Raw genomic sequence first — 2,684 nt, forward strand, 5'->3', positions numbered from 1 at the left:
GAATGAGGCCGAAACGGTCCGACAAGATCGCAGAGCGACGGGGAGACGCCAGATGAGTTCCGACACCCAATCCAACCGCCCGCTATCCGAAGAAGAGCTTCAAGATCTGGTGGCCTCGTCCGATGCGGGGGCGCGCAATCCGGCGGGCAATGTCGGGGTCTTCCTGGCCATCGTCGCAGTAATGTGGTCGGTCTTTCAGGTGGTGCTGGCCTCGCCGGTATCGAATATGCTGCTGCCGGGCAGCGTGGTGAACAACTCGCGCCAGATCCATCTGGCTTTTGCGATCTTTCTGGCCTTTGCGGCCTATCCGGCGCTGAAATCCAGCCCGCGCAACTACATCCCCGTTCAGGACTGGATCATGGGCGTGGTGGGTGCGGGGATCGCGCTTTACGGCTATATTTTCTATGAAAAACTGGTCGACAACGGCCTGCTGGCCGATGACGTGGACAAATGGGTGGCCCTTGGTGGCCTGCTGTTGTTGTTCGAGGCCGCGCGGCGCGCGCTTGGCCCGGCGATGGCGATCATTGCGACGATTTTCCTGGCCTATGTGTTCTTTGGCTCGTCCGACTGGGTGCCCGAGGTGATCCAGTGGAAAGGTGCCAGCCTGAAAAAGGCCATGAGCCATATGTGGATCACGTCCGAGGGTGTCTTTGGCATCGCTTTGGGCGTCTCGACCAAGTTCGTCTTCCTCTTCGTGCTGTTCGGCGCGCTTTTGGATAAGGCCGGGGCGGGCAATTACTTTATCAAGATGGCCTTTGGCGCGCTGGGGCATTTGCGCGGCGGCCCGGCCAAGGCGGCTGTGGTGGGCTCGGCGGCAACCGGGCTGATCTCGGGGTCTTCCATCGCCAACGTGGTGACCACCGGTACCTTTACCATTCCGCTGATGAAGCGGGTGGGCTTTTCCAGCGAACAGGCGGGCTCGGTCGAGGTCGCCTCATCCGTGAACGGTCAGATCATGCCGCCGGTGATGGGCGCTGCGGCCTTTTTGATGGTGGAATATGTGGGCATTTCCTATGTCGAGGTGATCACCCACGCCTTCCTGCCTGCCGCAATCTCTTACATCGCGCTGGTCTATATCGTGCACCTGGAAGCGGTGAAGCGGAACATGCCGACGCTGGGCAACCGCGTGGTCTCGATGGGCCGCACAATCGGCGGCATGGCGATCTTCTTCGTGGGCTTTGCCGGGCTGTGCTATGGCATCCAATACCCGATCAAGGCGGTGATTGCGCTGATGCCGGGGGCCTCGGGTCTGGTGCTGTCGGCGCTGGTTGTGGTGGCCTATCTGATCCTGCTGAAACTGGCCGCAGGGGTCGAGGATCTGGTTCCCGATGATCCCAACGCCAAAGAGGTCGAACTGCCGGTCATTGCCGAGATCTACAAGGCCGGACTGCATTACCTGCTGCCGATCATCGTGCTGGTCTACTTCCTGATGATCGAGCAGAAATCGCCGGGCCTGTCGGCCTTCTGGGCGACCTCGCTGCTGTTTGTGATCCTGCTGACGCAGAAGCCGCTCAAGTCGATCTTCCGGGGCGAAAGCGACACCGCCAACGCCTTCATGGCTGGCGTGGCTGACCTGTGGAACGGTCTGATCGACGGCGCGCGCAACATGATCGGCATCGCGCTGGCGACCGCCACCGCGGGCGTGATCGTGGGCACCGTGACGCTGACCGGCGTGGGTCAGGTGATGGCCGATCTGGTCGAGTTCCTGTCGGGCGGCAACCTGATCGCCATGCTGGCCTTGGTGGGTCTGCTGAGCCTGATCCTTGGCATGGGCCTGCCGACCACGGCAAACTATATCGTCGTCAGCTCGCTGATGGCCGGTGTGGTTGTTGAACTGGGCGCGCAGGACGGTCTGATCGTGCCGCTGATCGCGGTGCATCTGTTTGTGTTCTACTTCGGCATCATGGCCGATGTGACACCGCCTGTGGGTCTGGCGAGCTTTGCCGCTGCCGCCGTGTCGGGCGGCGACGCGATCAAGACGGGCTTTACCGCCTTCTTCTACAGCTTGCGCACCGTGGCGCTGCCCTTTGTGTTCATCTTCAACACGGATCTTCTGCTGATTGATGTGGGCTGGGTGCAGGGCATTCTGGTGGCTGTGTCCGCGACCATCGCCATCCTGATCTTCACCGCCGGCACCATGGGCTGGTTCCTGACCAAGAACCGCATCTATGAAAGCGTGGCGCTGATCCTGATCGCCTTCGCGCTGTTCCGCCCGGACTTCTTCATGAACCGGATCGCACCGCCCTTTGCGCAGATCGACCCCGCACAGCTGGAGCAAGCCGTGGGCGAGGCCGCCCCGGGCAGTTCCCTGCGCATCGAGGTCGCAGGCCCGGACTTTGACACCGGCAACATGACCGAAACCACGGTGGTGCTGACCATCGGGGATGAGGCGGACGGCGCGGCCCGCATCGACGCCCTGGGCCTGATCCCGCTGGAGGAAGACGGTCTGGTCAAGCTCGACGAGCCGCTGTTCGGAACCCCCGTCGCCGATGAGCTGTCGAACTTCGACTACTACGCCGACGAGCCCGTCCGCATCACCACCGTGCAGGCCCCGCAAAGCCAGCCGCCCAAGGAACTGATGTTCATCCCGGCGCTGCTGCTTCTGGGCCTCATCGCCTTCCTGCAAAAGGGCCGCGCCGCCCGCACCACCGACCAAGAGGTAACACCATGACCAAATCCGTCCT

Annotated in this window: 1 protein-coding gene; it reads left to right on the plus strand. The window is 62.3% G+C overall.

The window, feature by feature from the left end:
• Positions 1-52: 52 nt before the first annotated feature.
• A complete protein-coding gene (locus tag ACR0NJ_RS21190; RefSeq protein ID WP_480819072.1) occupies positions 53-2,671 on the plus strand; it encodes a TRAP transporter permease in 2,619 nt (872 codons plus the stop codon).
• Positions 2,672-2,684: the final 13 nt, after the last annotated feature.

It is taken from the genome of Ruegeria sp. F11 (genome assembly GCF_056533855.1).

Coding starts and splice junctions, on each gene's coding strand:
- ACR0NJ_RS21190 (WP_480819072.1), top strand. CDS start 53: ATGAGTTCCGACACCCAATCCAACCGCCCGCTATCCGAAGAAGAGCTT.